The 21,656-nt window shown below is 37.3% G+C and carries 16 protein-coding genes, 1 tRNA gene, 2 pseudogenes and 2 other annotated features; of the genes and pseudogenes, 5 read left to right on the plus strand and 14 right to left on the minus strand.

The window, feature by feature from the left end:
- Positions 1-11: 11 nt before the first annotated feature.
- Both F991_RS15765 and F991_RS15770 read right to left on the minus strand, forming a co-directional pair.
- A complete protein-coding gene (locus tag F991_RS15765) occupies positions 12-1,088 on the minus strand; it encodes a DNA/RNA non-specific endonuclease (protein ID WP_004673310.1) in 1,077 nt (358 codons plus the stop codon).
- Positions 1,089-1,250: 162 nt separating this feature from the next.
- The gene (locus tag F991_RS15770) at positions 1,251-3,131 is read right to left on the minus strand and encodes a potassium transporter Kup (protein ID WP_004673311.1); all 1,881 of its coding nucleotides are present in this window, start codon (positions 3,129-3,131) and stop codon (positions 1,251-1,253) included.
- Between the two features lie 121 nt (positions 3,132-3,252).
- On the opposite strand from F991_RS15770, the gene F991_RS15775 reads away from it, so the two are divergent.
- Together F991_RS15775 and F991_RS15780 are read left to right on the plus strand one after the other, a co-directional pair.
- A tRNA-Ser gene (locus tag F991_RS15775) sits at positions 3,253-3,342 on the plus strand.
- A 182-nt stretch (positions 3,343-3,524) separates the two neighbouring features.
- A pseudogene (locus tag F991_RS15780) lies at positions 3,525-3,824 on the plus strand (Arm DNA-binding domain-containing protein); the annotation flags it as partial.
- 11 nt (positions 3,825-3,835) lie between these two features.
- On the opposite strand, the gene F991_RS15785 reads toward F991_RS15780, so the two are convergent.
- A protein-coding gene (locus tag F991_RS15785; protein WP_145972635.1) for an IS3 family transposase occupies positions 3,836-5,055 on the minus strand; the annotation gives its coding sequence in 2 pieces (ribosomal slippage) (positions 3,836-4,779 and positions 4,779-5,055; 1,221 coding nt in all).
- Positions 4,664-4,780, minus strand: a sequence feature (AL1L pseudoknot). It overlaps the preceding gene by 117 nt.
- Positions 5,056-5,103: 48 nt before the next feature.
- Here F991_RS15785 and F991_RS15795 point away from each other — a divergent pair.
- A pseudogene (locus F991_RS15795) lies at positions 5,104-6,033 on the plus strand (tyrosine-type recombinase/integrase); the annotation flags it as partial.
- A 144-nt stretch (positions 6,034-6,177) separates the two neighbouring features.
- Here the strand turns inward: F991_RS15795 and F991_RS15800 are convergent.
- Together F991_RS15800 and F991_RS15805 are read right to left on the minus strand one after the other, a co-directional pair.
- Positions 6,178-8,463 carry a S8 family peptidase gene (locus tag F991_RS15800; protein ID WP_004673314.1) on the minus strand — a complete coding sequence of 762 codons (2,286 nt, stop codon included), beginning with the start codon at positions 8,461-8,463 and terminating at the stop codon, positions 6,178-6,180.
- Entirely contained in the window at positions 8,460-9,611 is a 1,152-nt protein-coding gene (locus F991_RS15805; protein ID WP_004673315.1) for an AAA family ATPase, read from the minus strand. Before F991_RS15805 ends, F991_RS15800 begins: the two co-directional genes overlap by 4 nt.
- A 542-nt stretch (positions 9,612-10,153) precedes the next feature.
- On the opposite strand from F991_RS15805, the gene F991_RS15815 reads away from it, so the two are divergent.
- A protein-coding gene (locus F991_RS15815) for an IS3 family transposase (RefSeq protein WP_145972635.1) occupies positions 10,154-11,373 on the plus strand; the annotation gives its coding sequence in 2 pieces (ribosomal slippage) (positions 10,154-10,430 and positions 10,430-11,373; 1,221 coding nt in all).
- Positions 10,429-10,545 (plus strand) — a sequence feature (AL1L pseudoknot). It overlaps the preceding gene by 117 nt.
- Before the next feature lie 36 nt (positions 11,374-11,409).
- Here the strand turns inward: F991_RS15815 and F991_RS15820 are convergent.
- Complete coding sequence (locus F991_RS15820; RefSeq protein WP_004673317.1) at positions 11,410-12,924, minus strand: UvrD-helicase domain-containing protein; 1,515 nt, start codon at positions 12,922-12,924, stop codon at positions 11,410-11,412.
- Between the two features lie 10 nt (positions 12,925-12,934).
- Positions 12,935-14,641, minus strand: coding sequence for an ATP-dependent nuclease (locus tag F991_RS15825; RefSeq protein WP_004673320.1), 1,707 nt, complete (start codon positions 14,639-14,641; stop codon positions 12,935-12,937).
- A gap of 180 nt (positions 14,642-14,821) precedes the next feature.
- On the opposite strand from F991_RS15825, the gene F991_RS15830 reads away from it, so the two are divergent.
- A complete protein-coding gene (locus F991_RS15830; RefSeq protein ID WP_004673322.1) occupies positions 14,822-16,660 on the plus strand; it encodes a UvrD-helicase domain-containing protein in 1,839 nt (612 codons plus the stop codon).
- Between the two features lie 42 nt (positions 16,661-16,702).
- Here F991_RS15830 and F991_RS15835 read toward each other — a convergent pair whose 3' ends face one another.
- The 7 genes from F991_RS15835 to F991_RS15865 all read right to left on the minus strand — a co-directional run bounded on the left by F991_RS15835 (position 16,703) and on the right by F991_RS15865 (position 21,653).
- Positions 16,703-17,371, minus strand: coding sequence for a hypothetical protein (locus F991_RS15835; protein WP_034595737.1), 669 nt, complete (start codon positions 17,369-17,371; stop codon positions 16,703-16,705).
- Between the two features lie 53 nt (positions 17,372-17,424).
- Positions 17,425-17,886, minus strand: coding sequence for an HNH endonuclease (locus F991_RS15840; protein ID WP_004673326.1), 462 nt, complete (start codon positions 17,884-17,886; stop codon positions 17,425-17,427).
- 271 nt (positions 17,887-18,157) lie between these two features.
- A complete protein-coding gene (locus tag F991_RS15845) occupies positions 18,158-18,808 on the minus strand; it encodes a hypothetical protein (RefSeq protein ID WP_004673329.1) in 651 nt (216 codons plus the stop codon).
- Between the two features lie 228 nt (positions 18,809-19,036).
- Complete coding sequence (locus F991_RS15850; RefSeq protein ID WP_004673330.1) at positions 19,037-20,086, minus strand: DUF932 domain-containing protein; 1,050 nt, start codon at positions 20,084-20,086, stop codon at positions 19,037-19,039.
- 97 nt (positions 20,087-20,183) lie between these two features.
- Positions 20,184-20,474: a hypothetical protein gene (locus F991_RS15855; RefSeq protein ID WP_004673333.1), complete on the minus strand. Its 291-nt coding sequence runs from the start codon at positions 20,472-20,474 to the stop codon at positions 20,184-20,186.
- A 105-nt stretch (positions 20,475-20,579) separates the two neighbouring features.
- Positions 20,580-20,912 carry a hypothetical protein gene (locus F991_RS15860; protein WP_004673335.1) on the minus strand — a complete coding sequence of 111 codons (333 nt, stop codon included), beginning with the start codon at positions 20,910-20,912 and terminating at the stop codon, positions 20,580-20,582.
- Positions 20,913-20,975: 63 nt separating this feature from the next.
- A complete protein-coding gene (locus tag F991_RS15865; protein WP_004673337.1) occupies positions 20,976-21,653 on the minus strand; it encodes a hypothetical protein in 678 nt (225 codons plus the stop codon).
- Between the last annotated feature and the right edge of the window lie 3 nt (positions 21,654-21,656).

A 21,656-nucleotide genomic window follows, 5' to 3' on the forward strand; every position in this document is an offset into this window, starting at 1 on the left:
GATGCTCTACATTATCTCAACAATTGTAAAAAATACTGAACCAGCATATCAACCAAATGCTTGATCACAGCTTGTTTAGCATCTTCATCAATATACGCTGAGGAACTGTCTTCCGCGGCTTGGGGTCGACCTGAACTAAATTGGCGTTGCTGCACTTGAATACTGTCAGTGGTCGCTTCTTCTGCGCATTGACTTTGCCCATCCCAATGCAAATAACGAATTTCATTATTGGCCTTGACCTGCTGCGCGGATACAGGCAGTTGATAAATATTACGCTTCTGCTGTTCGGTCAACTGCGGAAATAAATTAATCCCGAGCTTTTCTTCTAAATAACAGACACTGACCACTTTGACCTGTAGTGACGCGTTATTCGGGGCATAATAAGCCCCAATAATACCCTGCTTTGGTAAATAAATAGCTTTATACACCGCCGTAGGTACAATGACCCCATTGCCAATGGTTTTTAGTCGTTGACCTTCAAAAATCGGTCCCGTTAATACATAGGCATCTTTATGCTGCTTGGTGACAATAGAACGAACTGCTTCTTCGACCTTGCGCCAAACTTCCTGATTATTCTTCGGTGCTTGAGGCACCATATTGGCCAATGAAAAACTGTCATATTGCGCCGCTTTATTGTTCATATCGCCATTGGGTGCCATGTGCCCACGATCGTAGCCTGAGCCTCGATAGTCGGATAACAAAGCGCGATGTCGCTCTGCTACACGGGTTTCCTCATGGAAATTATCTTCACGCTTAATTTTGATACTTAAACGTTGCGGTGTTAAATATTCCGCTGACCATAGTGGGGTTTTAGAGATGCCTGAATACATCACGTTAAAATCATTAAAGCACAATGCATAGCTGTCTTTTTGCAGACTTTCTTTATTTAATAAAGGTGGAACATCCCGATAAAATTGATTTAAACAACCACTATTCGTGCTCTGCAATGGAATCAATTTAGAAATTTTCTCATTACCAAAAGCAATCGCAAAGCTGCTCGTTGCGAGCAAAGCCAATAAAATCTTTCCAACATTTTGGCTCAAAAAAGCGAATTGCGTTTTACGCTTTCGAGTTGTTCTTCTAGCCATAACCACTTCAAAATCAATATTAACGCGCAGCTTAACAACTCAAACAGCAACTGTATATTCACAAGTGGCTCAGAACGACACTTTATGTCGTCAAACTGTTCACTTGATCATCAAAGCATAAAAAATGGCACCTGATGGTGCCATTTTCATATCAATTCATCACTAAATTTCGATCTGACTACCTAACTCAACCACACGGTTGGTTGGGATTTGATAGAAGTCACTGACTGGACTGGTATTCCGCTGCATCGAGATAAAGAGTTTTTCACGCCACGGTGACATCCCATCCCCAACAGTATGCACAATACGATCACGCGAAATAAAGAAGCTCATTTGCATCATATCGAATTCAAAACCAAGTTCCTGATAAGCTTGTTCCAAAGCATTTGGCACATTAGGCTGATCTTTAAAGCCGTAATACATATAAATGCGATAGAAGTGATCATCCAGTTTTTCCACTTTTACACGATCTTCTGTTGCCACATATGGGATGTCCTCGGTATAGACCGTGACGATCACATTGCGCTCATGCAGCACTTTATTATGTTTAATATTGTGCAGCATCGCATGCGGTACAATATTTGGCGTGCCTGTTAAAAAGATCGCTTCGCCAGGAACAAATTGAGTTTCCTTGCTCATACCGATACTTTTAATAAATAAGTCCAGTGATAACGCATCGGTTTCCATACGTTTATATACAATCTCGCGTCCACGTTTCCATGTCATCAAAATGGTATATACCACTGCACCAATTAAAATTGGCACCCAACCACCTGCTAATATCTTTAATGATGTCGACGCAACAAATACTAAATCGAGCAATAAAAAAGGGATCGCCAGCAGCGCGACTTTCCACCAAGACCAGCGCCACACGCCATAGGCCAAGGTCGAAATGAGGATGGTGCCGCACAACATGGTCATGGTCACCGCCACACCATAGGCACTAGCTAACTCAGTACTACTTTCAAAAAGTAAAATCAAAATAACGACGGAAATAAACAACACCCAATTAATAAAGGGTAAATAAATCTGACCTTGCTCAACATCCGAAGTATGGTGCACTGTTAAACGGGGTAAATAGCGTAACTGCATCGCCTGATTGGCGACCGAGAACACCCCTGTAATCACCGCCTGCGAAGCAATCACGGCAGCAGCAGTTGCAAGACCAATCATGGGGAACAACGCCCAATCAGGGACTAACAGATAGAATGGATTTTCAATCGCTTGAGGACTCCGCAGTAATAACGCGCCCTGACCTGCATAATTCAATAACAAAGAAGGAAGGACGATACAGAACCATGCCAACTTGATCGGCATACGCCCAAAATGCCCCATATCCGCATATAAGGCTTCGCCGCCTGTCATGGTCAGGATCACTGCGCCCATGGTGATAAATGCAATCATCGGCTGTTCATAGACAAAGTTAAATGCCCAGTAGGGATTGATCATCATCAGGACATAAGGCGTTTGAATAATACTCCATAGACCAATCAAGCCAATGGACAGAAACCACAACAGCGTCACTGGCCCAAATAGTTTCCCCATCGTGGCCGTACCATGCCGTTGTACCATGAAGAGCCCTGTCAAAATCCCAAGTGCGATCGGAACCAACCATTGATTAAAAGCAGGCGTCACGATACTCAACCCTTCAATCGCAGATAGAACTGATATCGCGGGGGTGATAATGCCATCACCAAAAAATAATGATGCGCCGATAAAACCCAGTGCGATCAGGTAAATCTTATTTTTATCAGAAAATACTTTTGAGCGAAGGTTTAACGCCAGTAACGAGATAATCCCGCCTTCACCGTTGTTATCTGCACGCATGATGACTGAAACATATTTAAAGCTAATAGTGAGGTTCATACACCAAAAAATCAGGGATAAAATCCCCAGCACCGATGCTTCATTGATCGCCATGTGTCCTGTGTTGAAACACTCTCGTATGGCATACAACGGACTTGTACCAATGTCTCCAAAGACCACCCCTAAGGCTGCCAATGTCATCACTGGCAATGCGGTTTTTTTTGCAGCACTTTGCATATATTTCAATCAAATCGGATTTGAGATTGCGCCATATTACCACTAGCCAAAAACTTTTTCTGCAAATCTATGATTTTGTCGCTTGGCAGTTGGTTTTTTTTTGGTTACTATCCCACACCTTGGTGAGGTGTCCGAGTGGCTTAAGGAGCACGCCTGGAAAGTGTGTATACGTTTGCGCGTATCGAGGGTTCGAATCCCTCTCTCACCGCCAATATTATTTCCAAAACCATCTAACGATGATCTAAAAGGCTTAAATCTAAAGGGTTTAGGCTTTTTTTATTACTTACACATTCCTACCCTTTCCATTGCAATCCCCCATATTGTGGGGGATAATTGGGGGATGATTATAAAAATCGAATAATCGTCCCCCAATTTATATGGATACTATTCAGAATGCTTAGCGATGCTCAAGTTAGAAAGATCAAACCACTTGATAAGAAAAAGCGTTATGCTGATGAAAAAGGACTGTATTTAGAAGTCACGCCATCAGGTGGACGCTTCTGGCGGTTAAAATATCGGTTTAATGGTCGTGAAAGTACTTTAACTATTGGTAGCTATCCAGAGATTTCACTTGCACAGGCTCGTCGTGCTCGTGATGAAGCACGTATTCAGCTTTATAGTAATATCGATCCCAATGCTGTGAAAAATCAACGCTTACAGCAAATTGAACCGTACCGGGTTTGTCGGAGACTTTTTTATTTAAGTTAAGCCACCTGACCTAACGGGTTAATCTTATCATAGTACATTGCTTCAAACTCAAAAGGCGACACATAACCCAGTGCACTGTGTACACGCTTTTTATTGAACCAATCTACCCAGTTTAGTGTCGCAAGTTGTACATCTGCTAAACCTTGCCAATCTGCTTTTAAATATTCAATCACCTCTGTTTTGTATAAGCCATTCACCGTTTCAGCCAAAGCATTATCGTATGAATCACCAGTTGTACCGACTGATGCTCGTAAATTTGCTGCTTCTAAACGATTGGTATAGCGAATCGAAAGATATTGCACACCCCTGTCGGAATGATGAATCACATTCTTTGGCATGCCTCGATCGTGCAATGCTTGCTCAAGTGCATCGAGCACCATATCTGTATTCATCCGTGTAGATACTTTCCATCCAACAATTGCTCGTGAGAACACATCAATAATAAAGGCGGTATAGACCCAGCCTGAATGAGTTTGAATATACGTAAAGTCACTGACCCATAATTGGTCAGGTCGATCAGCACTAAAATTACGTTTCACTAAATCATCTGCTCGTTTTTGATCATCTCGGTTGCGGGTAGTTTGTTTGTTCTTACCACGCCAAACACCTTGTATATCTAGCTTCTGCATCAATCGAGCAACTGTACAACGTGCAATAACATAGCCTTCACGTTTCAATTTTTGCCAAACTTTACGTACACCATATCGACCTAAACTTTCCTTCCAAATTCGTTTAATTTGTTCAGCATGATGCTCATCATGTAGATCTCGTTTCGCTCGATGTTCTGGATTGTCAGCGAGATCTAAAGTTCGGTAATAGGTTGAAGCTGCGATCGGTAAAATCCTACAAATCGCATCAACACCATATAAGTCTTTATTGTTATGGATGAAATCCACCATTATTTGTGTGGGCGGTCGAGCTCCGCCTGGGCGAAAAAAGCGGCTGCTTTACGTAGAATTTCATTGGCACGCTTTAATTCTTTAATTTCACGTTCCATTTGCTTCATTTTTTCTTGATCAGATATCTGTTGTACTTTAATAGGATTTTGCTGATCTAAATGCTTTTGATGCCAGGCACGAAGTGTTTCAGGAGTACAACCAATCTTAGGCGCAATTGCTGTGATTGCAGCCCAAGTAGAAGGATAATCTTTTTCAGATTCAATTAGTAATTGAACCGCTCTTTCTCTAATTTCGGGGGTATAGGTTGGTTTTTTCATCGGAATAGTCTCTCAGAATATTGAGTCTCCGACAAACCCGGTACGGTTCAAATAGATAAAAGCATCCTTTTCAAATCACTTGCGATGGAGTGGATGGAGGACCGTAAAGCCGTCATTAAAGAAACGACTTATCTACGTGATCTATCAGTCTTCGAAAAAGACCTTTTTCCTGCATTAGGTGATATGCCTATTGATCAAATTAAAGGTAAAGATGTACTTGCTTGCGCAAAAAAAATTGAAGCACGCGGTGCTTTGGAAATGGCAAAACGCTCGATTCCTTTAACTGGTCGTATTTTCCGTTTTGCAATTCGTAAAGGCATTATTGAAAATGATCCAACACCCCACTTACAAGAGGCTTTAAAGCCTCGTAAAGTGAAACATATGGCACGTTTGGATATTTCAGAATTTCCACCATTCCTTGAACGTATGGATCGTTATCATGGCAGCCCAATGATTAAAACTGCGATTCAGTTGATGACCTTAACTTTCGTACGTACTGCTGAACTTAGAATGATGGAATGGGATGAAATTGATTTTCAAACTAAATTGTGGCGTATACCTGCTGATAAAATGAAGATGGCTCAACCACATATTGTTCCATTGTCTAAACAAGCAATCGAGTTAATAGAGGGATTACGTCCTCTTACAGGTAACAAGCAATATGTGTTTTATAATCACAGTACAGCTAAGCCTATGAGCAGCAATGCTCTTTTATGTGTAATCCGTACAATGGGCTATAACGGTAAAATGACTGGTCATGGTTTTCGTGGGCTAGCGTCAACGACACTACATGAGCAAGGCTACATGCATGATGCGATTGAAATCCAATTGGCACATCGCGTTGGGAATGTCGTATCACAAGCTTACAACCATGCTCAACACCTCGAATATCGTATCAAAATGATGCAGGAATGGTCTGATTTTATTGATAAGCTAAGAGAAAACCTTATATCTTTTCCCAAAAGGGAATTTATCTAAACTCAAAAAATGGTATAGAGATTCAACCTAGAATAGATTGGTACAGAGCTTAAATATTAAATTACATTCAAATAAAATATAACCATGAAAGACCGTCAAGGTCTTTCATGTGTAATAAATTATTATAAGTTTCTTTTTTAAAGCCTATTGACGTATTCTTAGATGTTGGTCAATAGCATGAGTTTCCCATCCAATTTTATCAATTGCAGCCCTCATTTGCTCGTATACTGGAAGTTGCGCATCGGTGCTTCTAATCGTTAAAACTAATGTTGCATTTTGTGCATAAGAAGGCATAGGCTCTTCAGCTCTACGAATAACTTTCATTTTTAATCTCCAAGTTTCTACATCAGTTCCTCTTGGAAATTTTTTATAATATGCCTTGACAGGAGACCATTTGAATCCATGTTCAATCTGAGAAGATTCAAATCTTGCACTCATATCATCAGGTGCCGCAGGAACTAAACTAGTAAACTTGGGATTGCCATCCTCATCAGGTTCTGTTTTCCCCATCCCCACATCAATATTTGTTCGACAATATTCAGAAGCAAAACCTCTGTTGACCAAGGGTGAATAGACTAGAGTCATTAATATTTCACCCTGGAACTTACCAGAAGTATTCAATAAACAGGATGCTATAGGAAATGGTACTTTTTCAAACTCATAACCACCATGCCTTACATCAACATTGAAAAAAAGTGTGATTGCATTAGGATCACAATACAAACTGTCTAATAAACTTTGTGGGCGGCCAAATCCATAATGGTGCAATGTCTCTGATGAAACTTTGTTTTGATTAGACATTAATGCAGAGTGAATAAGCAAAGCCTTTACCCTTTCAGGAGATATTGCTTCCGGATTATTCTTTGAAAGATAATGATAAATATTTGCAGCTAAACTACTAACGATAGGAGTAGCGAAGCTTGTTCCTATGGATTCACACAGAGTATTATTAGCTCCAAGAGAAAGTACTCCTGTCTGAGCATAACTACCATTAGAACAATTATTACCACCATAGTGGGTAACTTCAGGCTTAGGAATAAAACATGGACCAGGACCAATTCTAGAAAATGGAGATACCTCTTCTGACTTGACCATAGTTAGTGGAGTATCACGATGTGCTATACTTCCAACTGTTAGGCCTCTAACAGAGTCTGCTGGCGATGATAATCTATTATTTTGTGAGAATGCTGCATTGGACATTGTTGGCCAACATGCGCTATCGTTTTGATTCCCTGAAGCAATAACAAATAAACATTGATACCTATCATGCATCTCATCTAAAAAGCATGCAAAATCAGAGAACTCATCATTACTAACAGGATTGGAAGCTCCTAAAGATAAATTCCAAACTTTTACATCTGGGTATTTTGGAACAACTTCCTCAATAATTGAAATTAAGTCCTCCTCAGACCTATTACCATCTCTTGGAAAAACATTAACATCCAAAATTTTAGCTTGAGAATCTGGAAAACGTTGATCTCCATGATTTAAAGATCGGCCATTGACTATTAATCCAGCGACCATAGTTCCATGGGAATAATTTTCTTGGCCAGAAGGTACATAACTTTCTCGCCCAACAATCCAAGGTTGTAAAAGCGTATTTGTAGGGCAAATACCAGAGTCAATAACTCCAACAACTGGATAATCTCTATTCATATCAGGAGGTAAACATAATTTATCATCTGCTTGACAAATTATATTCATCTGACTATAAAAATCTAACGGCTTGTAATGAGGCATTGGCATCACCGTTCTCAGCCCAATAAAACTACTTAAAGCTTTTTTAGCATCAATATTTTTTGTTTCCACAACAAAAAGATTATCTATACTGCCATATTTTAATTGCCTTACTTCAACCTGATAAGTTGCCGCTAGTTGTGCTAATGCTAATTTTATTTCATTATTTTTTGCTTCATTTTGATGATCAAATACAGAAAGTTTAATTTGATCACCTTGTAATTTTTTATCAAACTCATCCCATTTTAGATGTAATAAGCGCTCTTCTTCTGTATAAGGCTCTATTTTATCAACCGTTGAAATATTAGCTGCAGTCTTCTGGGCTTGAGAAGTTAAAATCTTATGTTTAAGTGCTGTTAGTCCTGTCTTTGTTGCACTGACTAAAACCTCTCCTAAACCTAAAGTCCCAATAATTGGACAAGTCTTTGGACAAAATAAATCTAAAGGTCTATGAGACTTAGCCACGGCTTCACTTTTAAGGGTAACTTTCGCCACTGCCGGTAGATTTGGCCATTTTTCAAAATCTTGTGAAAATGCCTGAGATATATTCTCAATCTGCTCTGAAAGCTCTATTCTTCTTTCCTCACTCGCACCATCCCCAAAAAATTTCAAGCGTCCACTAGGATCCCGTGGAGGACGATAATCACTCGCTCCAACTTTAACTACTATTATTGGATTATCAATCTTACTCATTCATCACCTCTTTCTTTCTCTTTTGCATTTGTTGTGATTTTAGAAATTTTACCTATTGAAATATCAAACATTGTTGATAACCTCTGAACCGTAAATAATTTAGGATTACAATTTCTCAGAAAAATTATTTTTTCTTCCACAACAATATCTTTTGATATTATTTCATCATACTGATTCTTAATTAATTTAAAAATAAGTTCATCTGAATCAACAGTTTTTTTATCATTGAGAATAGCATTTCTTATCGTAGCCTGGCATGCTTGTTTGATAATAGCACCATTCATATTTTTGCTAGCATCTACAATACTTTTTAGATTCGTAGGTTCGTATTTTCCGAGAAATTGTTTAAGCAATGCCTCTCTGATATTTCTCTCTGGTAATGGGATTTGAATTCTGTATGCAAATCTTCTCCATACGGCAGGATCTAATAGTTCATGATGGTTTGTTGCAGCAAGTAGAATAGTATTTGTTGGTAAATTATCTATATTTTGAAGTAGACTCACTACAACTCTCTTAAGTTCACCTAGCTCATGTTGGTCATCTCTTGCTTTAGCCAATGAATCAAATTCATCTAAAAATAATACACAAGGCCGACTAGCAGCATGTTCAAATAAATTACGAAGATTCTTTGAAGTTGATCCAAGATAGGACGAAATTAAAGAATCACATCTCGCCGTAATTAAAGGTAAATCCAATCTTGCGGCAATATAATTTGCCAATGCAGTTTTCCCACAACCAGGAGGGCCATAAATCATCATTGAAGGTGCAATTCCAACACCCTCCTCATCTAATAATGCAGCTTTATCAATAAACTTTAGAAATTCATCAACTTGGTCTTGTATATAGGGGCTAAAAAGGACGTTATTATCTTTTAAATTAGGCCTTGTTTCATCGCCTAGGGTTAATCGACTATCTTTATCTACAGGAAGCATAGAACCCGTTGATGCTCCCATCTGCAATGATGCAGGAGAATAGCTTTTTGTGGAGGCAAATGAACTCTCAATTTTTTTTCTAATATTATCCGCTTGTCGTGAAAAACCATCCTTTTCTAATTTTTCAGCTAAAAGAGTTGCATAAGAACTTACTTGAGTTGTATTCCCTTTAATTGCCCCCTCAATAATTTTCATAACTTCCAGAACATGTTCCATACTTACCTCAAAAAACGAAATACCGCACTGAAATTATAAACACAAAAATGAAAAAAAACTAAAAAAAATGAAAAATTCTATCCAATTTATGAAAAAAATAACAATTCAGTGAAATTAAAAGTCAAAACACTTCTACTACAAGTATTCAGCTAGTTAACCCTATCGACCAATTAAGTTCAACTCGCTCCAATAAAAAGCAAACTTTACTTAATCTTATTATTTAATTAAAAATCATATAGATACAATAATTATCACAGGTGAAAATCTTATAGTAACAATCTAATGATATGTAAGAAAAAATTTTTAAAAAAAATTTGTTTTTTATGCAAAAGTCACTTATCAAATAGACACAAAACAATTGCTTATATCTAGAAGTTATTAAGACTATGGCTTATATAGCCCACTTAATTGCGGAAGATTTAAGAAATATGAGGGAGTTGCATTCTTCTCTTCTTTATTTGAATTTATACGCTTTGTAGTTTGAATAAGGATTGAACCGTACCGGGTTTGTCGGAGACTCAATATTCTGAGAGACTATTCCGATGAAAAAACCAACCTATACCCCCGAAATTAGAGAAAGAGCGGTTCAATTACTAATTGAATCTGAAAAAGATTATCCTTCTACTTGGGCTGCAATCACAGCAATTGCGCCTAAGATTGGTTGTACTCCTGAAACACTTCGTGCCTGGCATCAAAAGCATTTAGATCAGCAAAATCCTATTAAAGTACAACAGATATCTGATCAAGAAAAAATGAAGCAAATGGAACGTGAAATTAAAGAATTAAAGCGTGCCAATGAAATTCTACGTAAAGCAGCCGCTTTTTTCGCCCAGGCGGAGCTCGACCGCCCACACAAATAATGGTGGATTTCATCCATAACAATAAAGACTTATATGGTGTTGATGCGATTTGTAGGATTTTACCGATCGCAGCTTCAACCTATTACCGAACTTTAGATCTCGCTGACAATCCAGAACATCGAGCGAAACGAGATCTACATGATGAGCATCATGCTGAACAAATTAAACGAATTTGGAAGGAAAGTTTAGGTCGATATGGTGTACGTAAAGTTTGGCAAAAATTGAAACGTGAAGGCTATGTTATTGCACGTTGTACAGTTGCTCGATTGATGCAGAAGCTAGATATACAAGGTGTTTGGCGTGGTAAGAACAAACAAACTACCCGCAACCGAGATGATCAAAAACGAGCAGATGATTTAGTGAAACGTAATTTTAGTGCTGATCGACCTGACCAATTATGGGTCAGTGACTTTACGTATATTCAAACTCATTCAGGCTGGGTCTATACCGCCTTTATTATTGATGTGTTCTCACGAGCAATTGTTGGATGGAAAGTATCTACACGGATGAATACAGATATGGTGCTCGATGCACTTGAGCAAGCATTGCACGATCGAGGCATGCCAAAGAATGTGATTCATCATTCCGACAGGGGTGTGCAATATCTTTCGATTCGCTATACCAATCGTTTAGAAGCAGCAAATTTACGAGCATCAGTCGGTACAACTGGTGATTCATACGATAATGCTTTGGCTGAAACGGTGAATGGCTTATACAAAACAGAGGTGATTGAATATTTAAAAGCAGATTGGCAAGGTTTAGCAGATGTACAACTTGCGACACTAAACTGGGTAGATTGGTTCAATAAAAAGCGTGTACACAGTGCACTGGGTTATGTGTCGCCTTTTGAGTTTGAAGCAATGTACTATGATAAGATTAACCCGTTAGGTCAGGTGGCTTAACTTAAATAAAAAAGTCTCCGACAAACCCGGTACGGTTCAGATACATAGCTCTTGGGCCCTTGTGATCCCGACATAGTGTAAGTTTGTGTCCTGTTCTAACTCGGGGTAAAATGGAGACCAATCTGAGGTCACCTTTCGATATGGAAATACCCACTCTTCTAAACCAACATGGATAACCGTGTGAAACTCCAATCCTTTAGATTTATGTAAAGTCATTACTTGTATCTCAGATGGACTAATAGGTTTAAATAGCTTCTTTAGTGTTTCATCAGCTAAAATTCTTGTTACGACCTCAAATTCCTGAGAAAAATTGCTAAGCCTCATTTGAGTAATTATCTCTTCAAAGGCCTGAATTAGTTGGTTCTCTTCAAGCTCCTTCAGTTTTTTAATCTTTTGTTTTAGTGAGAGTAAACTCTCTTTTTCAGAAACATAATTCTTAATTGAATTATTATCCAATACCTCTTGCATTGTAGAAATTTTACCAAAATAAAAAGCCAATAAATCATACAAAATACGAGCTATTGGTGTTTTTATCTTCTCAAGATCAAGATCTACATACAAACGATAGTCAACAAGCAACCCTTCTGAAACTTCTCTTAAAGTCTTATTACTTTTTGCTAAAATCGCTATATTTGAAGAATTTAAGCCCTCTGTATGATTTAAGATATGTGTAATAATTTTAGAAATGCTTTTAGCTGCCTGTTTATGATTTCCTTCTAGAGTGAATCTATGAACTCTACATTCTGTATCTGGGACAGGGAAAATTGGGGCTAAAGGATCTTTAACTCTTGAAGCGTAATTGCTAATCGATTGGTGACATCTATGATTAATATCGATACGGAAAAACTTAAATTTCTCCTTATCAGTTATCAAACTATTTAAATATTGAACGCTACTTCCTCTAAACTCATAAATAGACTGATCAGCATCCCCAACAGCAGTTCCTATTAATCCTAAATCGACTAACTTTAGGAATAATTTATGCTGCTCTTTTGATGAATCTTGATACTCATCTATAAAGATATGAGTGTATTTAGCTTGCAAATATCTTGTAGCAGATTTGGAGCCTTCTAGAATAAAATTAGCTAATCCAGCAAATGAGGACATCCATAGAACTCCTTTATCATAGAGCTTCTTAAATCCGTCATCTGCTTGTATATCAAATATTTTTGGAATCTGCTTATGGAGAAATAACTCGCTATATTCCTTATCTAACTTTTCAACGACCTCACATTCACGAGCACTCTTACCCCATAAATGCGATAAAAAAGGGTAAATCAATTCTTCTAGACAGAATTTATCAATAGTTCCAAAAAAGCTTTGTTTTGTATCATAATTATTTCGCTTACATCGTCTTCTTAATTCTTGGCTTGCTTTCCTTGTAAACGTTATAGCAACTATCCCCTGATGTGCTTTAATAGTTGGTAAGATATTCCTAACCTTTTCTTCCACGACCGTCGTTTTACCACTCCCAGGGCAAGCAGTAATAACCATATTAGACGAATAAGTAATTGCTGATTCTTGTTGAGGTGTTAAATTTCTAACTTTCATTATCTTTTCTTTATTTAATTATAGAATCACGCAAGTGCTCTAAAGGAATAGATATATCTGTACCTTTAAGAGTATGAAGTCTTGATTTTATTTTTCCTAATAACGTACGCATTCTAATCGCTTTTTTCTGTTGAAGATAGGCTATCGCACTTTCTGGATTATCCGAGCCCAGCCCATCTAATACCTCTTCTGTCAGATTACTTACTAAATCAGTCTCAAGATCAACTTTTGAAATAAACACGCCTTTTTTACGAGTTATCTTACAAAATTCTTGCCAACGATCATCAAAGAAAATCTGTGTATGTAATATTTCAGTCTCACTATGCTCCCATGAATTTTCATTAATTGCTGCTAAACAACGATTAATACCTGCATACTGCCATTGTTCTTTTCCCGCAACCTTTGAAATATCATTATCTGTCCTCATTACCCAAGGAATTTCTAGGGCATTTAAAATTTGAATATAAACTTTGAAGGCAACTCCATCTACAGACAACAAAGAAATATTCAAATAGTCTAAATCAATTTCTATTTCTTTAGCTAAAGCAGAATAAAAGAGCATTTCGGAGGGACCCTCAACAAGAAAAACACCATTTGAAAAAAAAGCTTCTGCTGGCAAAATACTTATCCTATATCCCATTTCTTCCCAACCTGCTTCAATACATTTAGAACAGCCTTGGCTTGCAGCTATAGTAGATTCATCCTTAATAAATAATCGAACTATAGAGTCAGGTAAAAAATGAGAAGCTATTTGTGCAGAATGAGAGGTAATAATTGCTTGTCCTGGTAGCTCATCGATCAAATATCGAGCTAGTTTTCTTTGTTGGTGGGGATGCAAATGAGCTTCAGGCTCTTCAATAACATAGAAAACCACCTCATGGTTAATATCATGTTCAGCTATACTTTTAGCTTTCCATAATGCTAAAAGTATTTGATTATTACGCCCATCTCCTCCCAATAATATACTTGAACCATGAGTAGAAGCTCCTAATTGAAGAGCATCTATAAAATCGCTGACTTGAATAGCTCCTGTATCCAATTGTATCGAGTAGTTTGAATTACTATGAGCTAATTTTTTTAATTCAGCATTTACTTCTTTAGTGGCATGTTCAACATAATAAAGTTGAGATATCTTCTCATTTAAGTCATTTAAATTTCCACTTATTTCAGCTAGAAGATTATTATCTTCATCTTTCTGATCAGCGGTTAAACTTTGCTGGGATAGTTTTAATAATTGTCTCTTCTCTCTTTGTATAAACCGTTGAAGATCTCTTTGTGATTGTATATATTTTAAATTCAAATATTTTAGATAAAAACGACTATTAATCTCTTCTAAATCAATCAGCGAATGACCTACAAAAATTCTATAGTTAAGATCAGCTCGATTAGCTTCGTAACGTAAATATGTACATCCATCATCACTTACATATCCTTTCAAAACAGAAAGAACAGCATCTTCTTTGACATCGTTAAAGCTAATAGTAATTGAAAACTCATCACAAGCTTTTCGTTTACAGATGTGAAAATCTAATTCAGAAGGTTCTAAATCAGCTTCTGATAAACTTTTATCCAGAAGCAAACGTAGACCATGCAGCATATTACTTTTGCCTACATCATTAGCCCCAATAATCAATGTATCATCATTAAAATTAATAATGGCATCATTAAAGTTACGAAATCCAACCAGATGTACAGTTTTGATTTTCAAGTAAATCACCCAATTAGAAAAACTTTAAACATGAATTTAGATAATTAAATATTTTTTATATTAAATCAATATAAAAGACAAATTAAGAAAGATATCTAGTTATTTTTAATATTTTAAACCTTCGTAGGTCTAGCTTTTTTCTCATCATTTCACTACAGTGAAAGAGTATAGTTTTGCTAAACCTTAGTTATGAATTTAACACAAGAACAAGAGAACATAGTTAGTTTTGCTCAAATTGGAAGTTCTTTCAAAGTATTTGCTTATGCTGGTTCAGGAAAAACCTCCACTATGATACAGGCTTGTAAGCAAGCAACAAAAAGAGAGTCTAAGTACAATCGCTATACTCAAGGCCTTTTTTTAGCTTTTAATAATACTATTGCTAAAGATGCGGCTAAAAAACTAAAAAAAAATTCAATTAAAACAACTGCAAAGACTTGGCATAGTTTGGCTATAAGCAATATTAGACCTCTATATGGTCACAAAATGGAGTTAAAAAAAGCAGATCAAATCTTACGCCAGTATCTTTATAAATCATTTTTCATCTCAGACCAAAGAATTGCCATAAAAGAAAATATTATAAAAATACGAGACCCATCTAAAGCACCTATCATTCAATTCAGGAATGTTAGTTCCAGAGTATGCAAAGGCTATATAATTAAGGCAATCAATTGCTATTTTTCCTCTGCGGATGATGAATTAACATTAGATCATTTTATTCCAGTCTGTCCTAACTGGGCAGATCTGGATTTTTTCTTGCATACTTTTGTGGCTAATAATATTTTATCTATTAGCAAACAATTAGTCGAAAATATTTTTAATACAGAAATGAGTCAGTTTCCTGTTTCTTTTTCTTCAGCCTTAAAAATATATCAACTTTCGAAACCTAAACTTCATATTGATTATGATTTTGTTATTGTGGATGAAGCACAAGATACTGACTTAGTAGCTTTAGATATACTTAACAATCAAGATCTTTCAAAACTTCAATTGATAGTAGTAGGTGACTCTTTTCAACAGATATATAGCTGGAGAGGTGCTTTAGATGCTTTAAATAATGTGAAAGTTGCAGATACTTTTTATTTATCCAAGTCTTTCCGTTTTGGTAGAGACATAGCTAAGTTATCAACAGCTATACTAAAGTACTCCTTTTCAGACTTTCAATTGCCTATAACAGGAAATCTTGAGAAGAACAGCAAAATTTATGAAGCTCAAGATTGTGCCTATAGTAAGTATGATGCAATCATTACAAGAACGAATGCTGGAGCATTTGATGCTTTTATGAAGGCTATAGAACAAAATCCTCAGTTATCAATCAATGTTGAAATAGATATCCAACAAATCCAAAATTATATTTTAGATTTTGAAAAGTTAGAGAAGGGAATAAAGCTAAGTAGTGATAGCGCTCTAATACTATTTGAAAACATTGAGCAACTTGAAGAGTATGTTGAGGAAAATCCAACAGATAGTGATGTTTCCGCCCCTTTTCGTTTAATTGTAAAAATGGGAATAAATGAATTAAAAGAAAAAATCCAAATTATTACAAAAGCCGTCAATAATTCGAAAGACCAAACACAGTTTGATCTTACAATTACAACGGCTCATAAATCGAAAGGCTTAGAATTTGATCATATAATCTTATTCGAAGACTTTAATCCTTTTTTATTTCAAAAAATGGATCCCACAGAAAGCAGCAGTCCCTTAATTTATGCTCCTGTATCAGAGGAGGAAGTTAGGCTCTTTTATGTAGCTGTTACAAGAGCAATAGGGTCTGTAACTTTAGAAAATTTTTCGCTTAAATTTGTAGAGTCTTTAGTACGAAAGACTTTGAATACAGTTAATTTTTCTATCGAAAATACACAACAGAAGCTGAGTATGCAAAACGACATTAAACTATGTCATGCAATTTTATTAAAGTATTTATCAGAATCCAATGCAGTACATCTACAAAGGCTATTTGAAAAAAATAATATTGTTGAAATTTTGGATGTGCACCTTAACCTCTATTCTCAGAGCAAAGAGAGCTCTTAGTTTGAAACATCCCTATACGTTATTTGGCTTTCAAGAAAAAACCTAAACAATTGATAAATCTAAATTAAAAATATTAGCCATCTCTAACTTTTCATCTATTTGCTTTAACTTCGAGTTTTTCATCCTTCCACTTTGATGGGCAAATAATGCTGTAGCTGTTAATTCAATACTTTCTTCAATATACGGAAATAAAAGTAATACATATCCTTCTTCAGGGTTTATATATTGACTAGTCATTGTAATCGGACCTAATTCAATAATAAAGGGGAACTTCTCATTAATAGTTACACACATACTCCAAGAATCACTTATTCGCATAATAGTAATGACTACAGCTCCTGGATAGCCCGCAGCAGCTCCCAAGAACTTATGGCACTTCAAGAGTGAATAAGTCGAAGCTCCATGTATTTTAGATATCTCACCGTCTTTTTTTGGCCAAACGCCTCTGCGAGCTTCAATGACTGTTGAATTCTCTAAAAAATCTTCATCAAATAATGCATACCCAATTCCGAGCATAAGCTTACATATAAACCTTTGATCAAATTTAGTATCTATAATGATTTGTCCTCGAATACTTCCCTTTTGAATCAACTGTCGAATAATATCTCGATTGGTTAAATCTTCTGAATTCGGAGAATCAAACCCCATGATTTCAGGACTAATAGCATTCTCTTGAGAATCAAAAAATTGGGCACAAAGTATCTTCCGCACCTTTCGCTTCTTTAAGAACCGATGAAAACTACGAATTCCAATCAAATTTTTTTCTAAGCTTTTCGCAGTAGGAAAAAAAATGCAACTGATTGCTTTTTTTTTGTTTCGGTCGGGTTTCCTCCTGCATAGGAATCCATTCTTTCATCATGTGGGCGTATCCACGCAATTGTCTCACCAAAAGGGCCTACCCAATGCTCTGAAATATACTCATCTGGCATTTTAAGATTCGATATTTTCATTTTTCCAATATAACGGAGAGGTAACCCTGGATCTTCGACTTTTGTACAAAGCAATTGAGCAGCCTCTGCCATTTGGTTCGTAACAAACCATGATTTAGCATAAGAAGCATCAACCCAAAGACCTAATCCATTATTACATTGTCTACAGACATTAGTAAGTTGGAATTTTTTGGGTGCGCATTCCCCTCCCATAAATTGAGGGATCGCATGTTCTAAACTTGATTCGCTTTGTTGTTTATCACTACCACAATATAGGCATGTAAATAAACCATTCACCAGAACATCCTCATCTATTACTCACTGCTATTGTTGATACTTAGAACTAAAATTTATGATCGATATTTCTTTGTTTTTGAAGTATACCAATGACATATAAAAAATATTTTACGATATGAAAATTCATAGTCTCACGCCCTTACATGAATCTACTCTGCTAAATTTTGAGAGAGCTCTTCTTTTCTAAATTAGCGACATTGTTTACACAAGCCTTAATGAATAAACGAAGCGAAAATTGTTTCAGGCATTTTCTAAAAATACCTCCAAATAATCACAAAACAATTCGATGAGCAAACTCTTTAAACCACTTAGGCTCTGGGTCTAATTTTTCATTAATTGCAATTTTTTCCAGAATTCCATGTTTAGGAGAGACTTTCCAAATATACTGCTTAGCTCTAGAATCATTCCAAAGGTCATCTAAATATTTGATATTAGGTTCTAAAACAATAAAATACCGCTCATTCCGGATTTTTGAGTCTTTCGCGTAAAACATTTCATGGAAAGTTAAAAGTACATAAGGCACATAGTTTAGCTTCAACCCTTGATAATCCCAGATACCTTTTTCTGTCGCTAAATTTAGTAGTTGTTTAAATTCTCCGATCTTAAGTCCCCCAACAATACCATTACATGACATATATATATTGTATAAATTCTCAATTACCTCCTGACGAAGTCTAAGTCCTTGTTCTTTATCTAGTGCTCTAGCAGCTAAACTCTCATATTTGATTCGATTTTCAGGAATGCTTGGGCAATATGCATTTCGTCCATGCCACAAATGAGTACTTTTATCTGTCGTCTTTTCTGCTCGCAATTCCATTGGATGATCACAAAGAGGACAAACAGCCTTTCTATCTCGATTCAATAAAAACCATGCAACGTCTTTGATCTGACGTGTGTGAGTATCTAATGCATAACTAGCCATTCCTGCAACCTATTAAATATATTGAAATTGTTATAAAAAATAATTACTAGAAGGAAAAATTACAATACTTCAAAATTACAAAATAGATCAAAAAACCAACTGAAAAAAATATTTCCTACAAGGATAATTAGTAATAAATATGGTGTTGATTTTTCGATCAACACCTTTTTTTTGTTTACAAATCTCATCTCTAGATTTAATAAATTATTCTTATTTGCTTAGGCTAATTTAGGCAATCATTCTTAAAGCTTGTTCCAGCCCACGTTGTTTAATAGCCGCACCTGCACCAAACCATGCAGAATCTAAACGATGATCCGTACTCATAGCCCGACGTTCATGGTCTGTGAATTCGGTGATTGAGCAAAGCAAACCATAGGCTGTGTCTTTGGCTGAACTGAGTTCCGCCCCTCTTCCATGTCCGTTAAACATAGTCATCACTTTAGACATGGCTCGTCCATTCGGTTCAGCTTTATTGTCTGATCGAGCTGAGTTGCGTTGATTTGGCATAGCCACATTACGGTAGAACTGAATAATGCTTTCATCCTGTTCTGCCATACTGAGATTGGTATTGTTAAACACCGCATCAAAGTAAGCAGCTGCTTCTTGTTGAGTCACCTTACGCTGACTCAGTTGTTTCATTTCATACATATGTTCATCCCATGCACGAACTGAGATACCAAGTTGCTGTTTGACTTTCTCTGCATCAAATCGAGTACTGTGAGGTACTTTGACAACGCCTGCACTCCCTTGCTGACCACGTAAAGCGATTGCCAAGGTGTTATTACATACCACACGGATACTGGTGAATTGGGCGGTAGTTGCCAATGTTCCATCGCAGGCAGTTGCCAATAAAATATAGCCGTTGCTGATATCCTTAGCCTTGAGTGCTGATGTCTGTCCAGTCTTCGCCAATGCCCAAAATTTCTTACCACCTTTCAACACACCTGCGGTTTCCAGTTCAAAACCTGATTGTTCAGTCAGATCTCGATAGAATTCCAAAATCTCCATCGGCTGGACTTCCTGAAAACGTTGGCTGACCACTGATAACGGTGCATGGGTATCTGAGCGATATAAAACTCGTTGTTCTTCAAAGGGCATAATGATGCTTTGCCCTCGATGATTTTGTGCCATATAGCTGACATTGGATGACTCTATACGCCAGTCCATGCCTGCCTGTTGCGCCCAGACTTCGATAGGCTGGTTCTGCGATAATTGATTTCCTAAGCCATGCCAAGGGGTTTGACCAACATAAGCCATTTGTTCAAGTTGATGTGCCATGAGATTGTCCTTTTAAATGTATGGGGTAATGATTGAAATAGATCGAATTTGAATGGACCTACTGAGATATCGAATTGGGTTAGGTTCGATTGAGAGGCTATTCAGGCCGCTGGATTTCAAAGTGGCCTAAGCATTGTTCGCACTGGTAATGCAAAGTAATGAGGCTGTCTTCTTGCTGGATATAGAGTAGAAACATTCCACCTGCTGCTAATCCAATGAAGCCACCAATGATGGGATTGATACCCAGACGTTTTGAGATTTGCATGCCAACCGTTGCCAGTGACATCGGTGAACATGAGGAGAATGAAATCTTGGTTCTGGACTGGGTTTCCTGAGTACGCCGTAGTAATTGCACATGCGTTGAATGGCAATAAGGACATTGCTGCATGTTGTGCTCCTGAGTTGAGTATTGAGAAGTTGAATAACAGGCATAAAAAAACCACGAGCATCAGCTCGTGGTTTTTTAAGGTTTATGCAATTGAGTTGTTAGTGCTTAACGATTTACTTTTGTTGAGGTAGTTGGCGCTGTTTTCTTACAAGGATGGATACTCTGAATATAGGCACCATCGCCAGTATCTTTAAAGAAACCATACTTGGACTGGATTTCCAGACATTGCCCTTTCTTGTAAGGTTTGAGTTGTTTGGCAACCTGAATCGGTAATGCAAAACTATTGAGGATCACTTCGCCTTTGGTGGTGGGGAAAACTACAGCTTCTTCGCCGTAATGCACGTTGGCTTTTAAGGTAATTTGTTCAGTCTTGGCGAATGCCGCTGAACTCACTGCCAATGTTAAAAGACCACAGCTTAGGAGTTGAATCAGTTTCATAAAATTATCTCGTATTAATTTAAATAAAGTGATGATGTATTGAATGATTTTTTTTTGCTAGGTTTAGCGACCAAAGCAAGGCTTATAGCCTTCGTTGATGACTGCATCTGTGCTTTTGTTCCACTGCACCACATACCAAGTACACTGAGAACGATCTGAATCCCATGCAGTACGGTAAGTGATGGTATTGCCCTGTTCGCTCCACCCTTCTAAACGTTTGGCAACCTGATCTGGAGCAGAACGTCCCCAAACCTCCATCAGATGGGAAGCCAGCATGAGATCAATATCAGCAACAGTGGTTCGTAAGTCGGCTGGTGCAGACTGGATCGGTTTTATGCCATAACGGGAAAGTTTTGTGCTTAGGGTTTTCCCATCATGGTATTCAGCATCAACGTCATAACTTAAACGTTCAGTTGCTGCTGCTTTTTGGCTGGCTTTGGCGCTGTCGACTGCGGCAAGTGCCCCAGCAACATCATCGGCACTGACTTCAAGGTGCGCTATTTGTGTCTCGGGATCTTCGGTTAGACCATCAATACCAGAGAGCTTTGATTCCATCGATTCAGATGCTGCCTGAGCATGATCCGTTGTCTTGTATTGAACTTTGCTTTGTTCCAATGCAAGTTGTGCCAGTTCAATATCGGCTTTACGTTGTTGTTGCTGGTTAAATAAAAAGGCAGCCAGTGCGATCACCACAAGCAAAGTTATCAGCATAACAACATGGGATGTTTTAAGTTTCTGCATAAT

The organism is Acinetobacter sp. CIP-A165, from assembly GCF_000367985.1.
Taxonomy (GTDB): domain Bacteria; phylum Pseudomonadota; class Gammaproteobacteria; order Pseudomonadales; family Moraxellaceae; genus Acinetobacter.

Bases quoted from the DNA above. Each gene is read 5' to 3' on its own strand.
- F991_RS15765 (WP_004673310.1), bottom strand. From the start codon at position 1,088: ATGGCTAGAAGAACAACTCGAAAGCGTAAAACGCAATTCGCTTTTTTG.
- F991_RS15770 (WP_004673311.1), bottom strand. From the start codon at position 3,131: ATGCAAAGTGCTGCAAAAAAAACCGCATTGCCAGTGATGACATTGGCA.
- F991_RS15800 (WP_004673314.1), bottom strand. From the start codon at position 8,463: ATGAGTAAGATTGATAATCCAATAATAGTAGTTAAAGTTGGAGCGAGT.
- F991_RS15805 (WP_004673315.1), bottom strand. From the start codon at position 9,611: ATGGAACATGTTCTGGAAGTTATGAAAATTATTGAGGGGGCAATTAAA.
- F991_RS15820 (WP_004673317.1), bottom strand. From the start codon at position 12,924: ATGAAAGTTAGAAATTTAACACCTCAACAAGAATCAGCAATTACTTAT.
- F991_RS15830 (WP_004673322.1), top strand. From the start codon at position 14,822: ATGAATTTAACACAAGAACAAGAGAACATAGTTAGTTTTGCTCAAATT.
- F991_RS15845 (WP_004673329.1), bottom strand. From the start codon at position 18,808: ATGGCTAGTTATGCATTAGATACTCACACACGTCAGATCAAAGACGTT.
- F991_RS15850 (WP_004673330.1), bottom strand. From the start codon at position 20,086: ATGGCACATCAACTTGAACAAATGGCTTATGTTGGTCAAACCCCTTGG.
- F991_RS15855 (WP_004673333.1), bottom strand. From the start codon at position 20,474: ATGCAGCAATGTCCTTATTGCCATTCAACGCATGTGCAATTACTACGG.
- F991_RS15860 (WP_004673335.1), bottom strand. From the start codon at position 20,912: ATGAAACTGATTCAACTCCTAAGCTGTGGTCTTTTAACATTGGCAGTG.
- F991_RS15865 (WP_004673337.1), bottom strand. From the start codon at position 21,653: ATGCAGAAACTTAAAACATCCCATGTTGTTATGCTGATAACTTTGCTT.